Source organism: Corallococcus praedator (assembly GCF_003612125.1).
GTDB lineage: Bacteria > Myxococcota > Myxococcia > Myxococcales > Myxococcaceae > Corallococcus > Corallococcus praedator.
The window spans coordinates 1-4992 of record NZ_RAWI01000546.1 but is presented as its reverse complement, the minus strand read 5'-3'; the positions used below and the strand labels follow the sequence as shown (position 1 = coordinate 4992).

Below are 4992 nucleotides of genomic sequence, written 5' to 3'. Positions count from 1 at the left end.
CTTTGCCCTCTGCGAGGAGTCTCACGGCCAGTAGCCGACGGAAGTGGCGGGCGTCGCGCACGCTTCGCAGCGCATGCTCCAGCTTCCGCCTGTCCTCTGCTGTCAGCCCCAGTTCGGCGGGGCTCCTTGCCGGTCGCATGGTCCAGAAAATGCGCATGCGACCGGCATTTGTCTCGGAACTTCCGGCGACCTACTTAGCCGCCGGCGAGGGGGATCGTTAACCTCCACATGTCGTTGAGCAGCACCGGCGCGAACTCCGCGGTCGCTCCTCCGAAGATGTAGAGCTCGTAGGCCGTGGCGGTCTTGCGGGAGAAGTAGAACTGGCCGAACCTCGGCGCCGGCGCGGGCCCCGTCATTGCGGTGTCCACGCGCGTCCAGGTCCCGGTGTGGAGATCGAAGTACCAGACATCGGACAGAGTGGTCCCGTCGAACTGGCTGCCTCCGAAGAGCCAGATGCGGTCGTTGTGCTCATCGGCGATCAGCTTTGCGTTGTCGCGGTGGCCCGGTCCGTCGGCCTCGTCGAAGACGATCTGATCCCAGGTCTCGGAGTGGACGTCGAACATCCAGAGGTCGCCGAGGAAGTTCTCAGGCGAGAACACACCGGTCCCGTTCACGGCGTCGTTCGTGTAACCGCCGTAGACGAGCAGCGCGTTCCAGCCCTCGGCGTAGACGAGCGGATGATGGGCACGAGCGCGCGGGGCGGTCGAGCCGGTCGAGACCTGCTTCCAACCGTTCTTGTAGCGGACCAGGTCGTGCTGGAGGCCATCAGGACGGTTGATGAAGGCCGGAAGCGTCGACGACGAGCCCGAGAAGGCGTACGCGACGGTCTTGTGCGTCTTCTTATTGCGCACGGCGGCCGCCTCCGTGGAGCGGTTGGCGCGCCCGATTTCGGCCGCGCTCTGCGCGATCTGCGTCCACCCGTGCACCGGATCGAACCGGAACGTGTCCTGGTGCGTGAGGTCGAGCCCGCGCCGGAAAGGACCTCTCCCGCCGGAGACGATCAGCGCGTCGTCCTCGGAGACGCACCACATCATCGACTCGGCCCTCGCGGACGGCCCGCCCGGGTACTGGCTGAGGTCGTACCAGGTCAGCGTGTCGACGTCGAAGGCGCTGAAGTCGGCCACGGGCTCGTCGTTCGGGTAGGTCCCGTTCAGCCCGCCGAAGATGTAGAAGAGGCCCTGGTCATAGGCGCTCGAACCGTCCCAGAGGGGGGCGGGGATGGCGCCGCCCTGCGGAATCTCGGTCCAGTAGGGCAAGCTCGATTGGGCGGCGCTCGCGCGGATTCCGGCGAACAAGAGCGAGAGCGAAGCGGCGAAAACGATCCGAAGGTGAAGCCTGCGTGTCATTCGGGTGACCTCCTTGGTTCAATCAATGTTGTACCCACGTGGGCTCGTACAGCCCCGGGGCGGCGTCGTCGAGGAGGCCGGAGACCCCTCGCTGCAGACACGTTAATCGGTCGCCGCGTGAAAGATAGTCCGTCGCGGCGCGGCCCGCGCTGAAACACCTCGCTTACGCCCCGCGCCTGAGCGGCACTCTGCCGGGGTATACAGAAACGGCAGACCCCTGTGCAGAAACACGGGCCTGAGCCTCTGACGAGGCGCTGGGCGCTTGCGTTTGGCAGGCGCCCAGCACGTCGCAGACGTCTGCGTTCTATCGGTGCGGATCCGCAAGGATTATGGGGATCCACGGGAACGCTCAGCGCCCGCCGACGGCTCATGCACCCGCGCCACCTGCCTCTACCGTCGGACGATGGAGGCAGGTGACACGTGAGGACCTCACGCAGGGGAGTGCGTCAGCTTCCTCATTCACGCCTCGGGTAATCCCGTCGTTGTCCAAGGCGAGCCGAAGAGCTTGAGGACAACGTGAGGGCGTGTCCGGAAGTAGCCCAGGCCCGAGCGCAGTGCCTGTTGCAACTCGGCCATCTCGTCGAAGAGAAGGTTGTGCGTGGCCCGTTGGCGCAGGGGCCGCCACAGCCTTTCGATGGGTTGGAGCTGAGGGCTGTAGGGAGGCAGCCGGTACAGGGAGAGGTGAGGGAAGCGGCGCAAGGCCCAGTCCACAGGGCGCCCTCGGTGCCAGGGCGCGTTGTCGATGATGAGGACGACTTCGCGCCATGCCGTGGCGGGATAGGCGCGGGCGACGTCGAGCAGGTGATGGGCGAAGGCCACCTGCATGCGCTTCGTCTTGGAGAGGCCATCCTTGCGACGCGCCCGGGTGCGGCTGCCGTAGAGCCTGCTCGTCACCGCCCCCGTCGTGAGGTCGGCGGAAGCGAAGGTGTGCACCACGTCCTTGCAGTCGCGAGTGCCGATGACAGGGCGGCGTCCCTTCACGCCCAGCGTCGCCGTCAGCGTCGGCACCATGGGAAATCTCGCTTCATCCTGGCTCAAGAGGGCGATGTCACCTGCTTGCGCCTGGCGTTTTTTTCACTCAACTCCTGCCGCGCCTGCTGCTGGCGTGAAGCGTCCGCTCGAAGGAAGCGATAGGTGGGACGGTACAGCCGCACACCATGGCGACGGCAGAAGCGGTGAGCGTCAAGGTAGTTGTCGCGTGAAAGGGTTCAGCCGATGCGTTTCAGCTCCTGCACTTCCGGTGAGGGGTTGAGGCGCACGGGGCCCGCGGGCGTCCAGTCGCGCGTGTCGCGGCTCCATCGCTCGGGGTGACGGGCGCGGGCGCGCTGGTACACTTGGTGACGCTGGGCGAGCAGCGCGACGTCGAGGCCATAGTGTCTGGCTTCCGGCGTGACGAAGCGGATGGCGGAGTGCCGGTGCTCGGTGTTGTACCAGGCGACGAAACGCTCCACCCATGCGAGCGCGTCCTGCGCCGACACGAAGGCGCGCTGGGGAAAGGAGGGGCGGTCCTCCGTCGTGCGGAAGCAGGATTCCAGCTCGCTCCGCTGCTCCTCGCTCAGCGCCAGTCCGCTCATGCTCCTTCAACCCGGCAGACACGACGGATTCTTCCGGGCCGTGAATCAGGGGTAGGTGAAGGAACCCAGGTAGCCCGAGAGGCCAGGAGAACATCCTGACCCAAAGGCCGTGGCCGTATAGGTCCCCGCGAAAGTCAGGGTCGGCGTTGGCGAGGGCGATGAGGTTGTTGAAGCGCGTGACGGAACGAGCGCTGTCGAGGGGCTGCCGGAGAGCAGCGCTCATCGTGTGGCAGGACAGCAGCAGGCGGGCCCAGCGGTGCGCGCGGGTATCAGGGAAGGCAGGGACACGCGGCGGCGCATCGACTGCGAGCGCTTCGCGCTCCAGGACGTTGGCCAGGTCGACGAGTGCCGTCGCGGTCTCCTCCGCCATCCGCGGGGCCAGCTCGAGCGCGAGCTGGGCGACGTTGTCGCGGTCAGCGTCACGGATTCACGAGCTGGGAACCGGCTGTAACTCCGCCTACTTACGGGCGAAGTTTCGGCCAAGGCGACATGATCACCCTTATCAGACACAATTCCACACCCAGAAAATACGGGCACTTATGCGACTTCCAGCGCCCCGATTTCGTTATCAGGACGTCGAGTCGGTGGCGTGAACGACCCGGTCGCTCGCGTTTCCACCCGGCCCCATGACCCTGGCTACGGGTGGCCCCATGCGGCTGGCTAGTGGCACACGTTTGGAATACGGCCTCTGTGGAGGTGAGGTCGTGTCAGGCGCCTGCGCGTCTTTCGGTGCGCCGCGCGCTAAGCACGCGGCGCACCGATTCTCCTACCGAGACCGCGCTGAACTCGAGGCGCACCGCCCCATCGCGGACAGCGACTTAGAGTCCGTTGGGGACCACGGTCACGGTGCCGGAGCCCCTGTTGGTCAGGATGAGGTCGGCGTACCCATCCGCGTCCATGTCCGCGGTGGCGATGGCGTTGAGGCCAGGCGAGGCGCCGGTCGTGACGACGGTGCCCGAGGTGAAGCCTCCATTGCCGTTGCCAGTCATCGGGCGGACGCCGCCCGAGGCCGCTGTCACGAGGATGTAGGCGTCGAGCTTGCCATCGCCGTTGAAGTCACCGGCCACGACGCCCAGCGCCGAGTTGGCGCCCGTATTGGTCGCGGCGGTTGACTGAACGCCGCTCGCGAAGGTGCCGTTGCCGTTCCCTCTGAAGTAGAAGAGGAACCGGCCGGCCGCGCCGTTCGAGAGGATGTCGAGCGTGCCGTCGCCGTTGGCGTCGCCGAAGGCGATGCCCGCTGTCTGGCCGCTGGCGGAATTGCTGTAGGCGACTGGGGCGGCGAACGTGCCGTCTCCCTGGTTGATGAGGACCGACAGGCGTGCGCTGGAGGGGCTCGTCACCACGATATCGGAGAAGCCATCGCCATTCAGGTCACGGCAGGCGATGGTCGACTGAGCGCCGCCGGTGCTCTGGATGCCGATGAACGTGGGCGCGCCGAAGTTGCCCGCGCCGGTGCCGAAGAGCACGCTCACCTGGTTCTGGGTCACGCTTGTCGTGGCGATGTCAGCCACCCCGTCGTCATCGAAGTTCCCGGTGCAGAGGTGGACGGAGCCCGGGGTGCCGGTGGTGAAGCTCGTCGGCGCGCCGAAGGTCCCGGGCGCGCTCGGGCCCAGGTTCTTGTAGACGCTGATGTTTCCGTTGATGAGGGGCAGGTTGGTCTGGCCGTTGACGGTGACGGCGTCGAGCCACCCGTCACCGTCCACGTCCACGGCCACGACCGCGTTGCTGGAGAGCGAGGCGCTCCCGTAGTTGACCTCCGACTGGACGCTGGCGTCGCCATTCCCCAGGAAGACGGAGAGCGAGCCAGAGGGAGTCTGGGTCGACCCGGATTCGGCATTGGCCACCAGGATGTCGAGCTTGCCGTCGCCATTCACATCGGCGACCGCCGGGGCCAGCGGGCTGTGGTTGGCGGGGGAGCTGACCGGCGTGCCGGGGACCTGGCCGGTGGGGGCGGTCTGGCAGGTGGCGTTCGAGCAGATCTGGCCCGTCGAGCACACGATGCCGCAGGCGCCGCAGCTATTGGCGTCGCTCTGGAGGTTCACCTCGCAGCCGTCGGACGAGTTCCCGTTGCA

General features: G+C 66.7%; 4 protein-coding genes. All 4 read right to left on the bottom strand.

Features of this window, described 5'->3' with window-relative positions; all coding sequences use genetic code 11:
* Positions 1–194: 194 nt before the first annotated feature.
* Positions 195–1346: a Kelch repeat-containing protein gene (locus tag D7Y13_RS38385; RefSeq protein WP_120585414.1), complete on the bottom strand. Its 1152-nt coding sequence runs from the start codon at positions 1344–1346 to the stop codon at positions 195–197.
* Between the two features lie 459 nt (positions 1347–1805).
* Positions 1806–2384: a transposase gene (locus D7Y13_RS38380; RefSeq protein WP_255425940.1), complete on the bottom strand. Its 579-nt coding sequence runs from the start codon at positions 2382–2384 to the stop codon at positions 1806–1808.
* 170 nt (positions 2385–2554) lie between these two features.
* Positions 2555–2920 (bottom strand): integrase core domain-containing protein, encoded by a 366-nt coding sequence (locus D7Y13_RS38375; RefSeq protein WP_120585413.1) that lies wholly within the window; start codon positions 2918–2920, stop codon positions 2555–2557.
* Between the two features lie 818 nt (positions 2921–3738).
* Positions 3739–4992 (bottom strand): FG-GAP-like repeat-containing protein (locus D7Y13_RS38365; RefSeq protein ID WP_208734534.1); only part of this gene is annotated, 1254 nt, incomplete at its 5' end.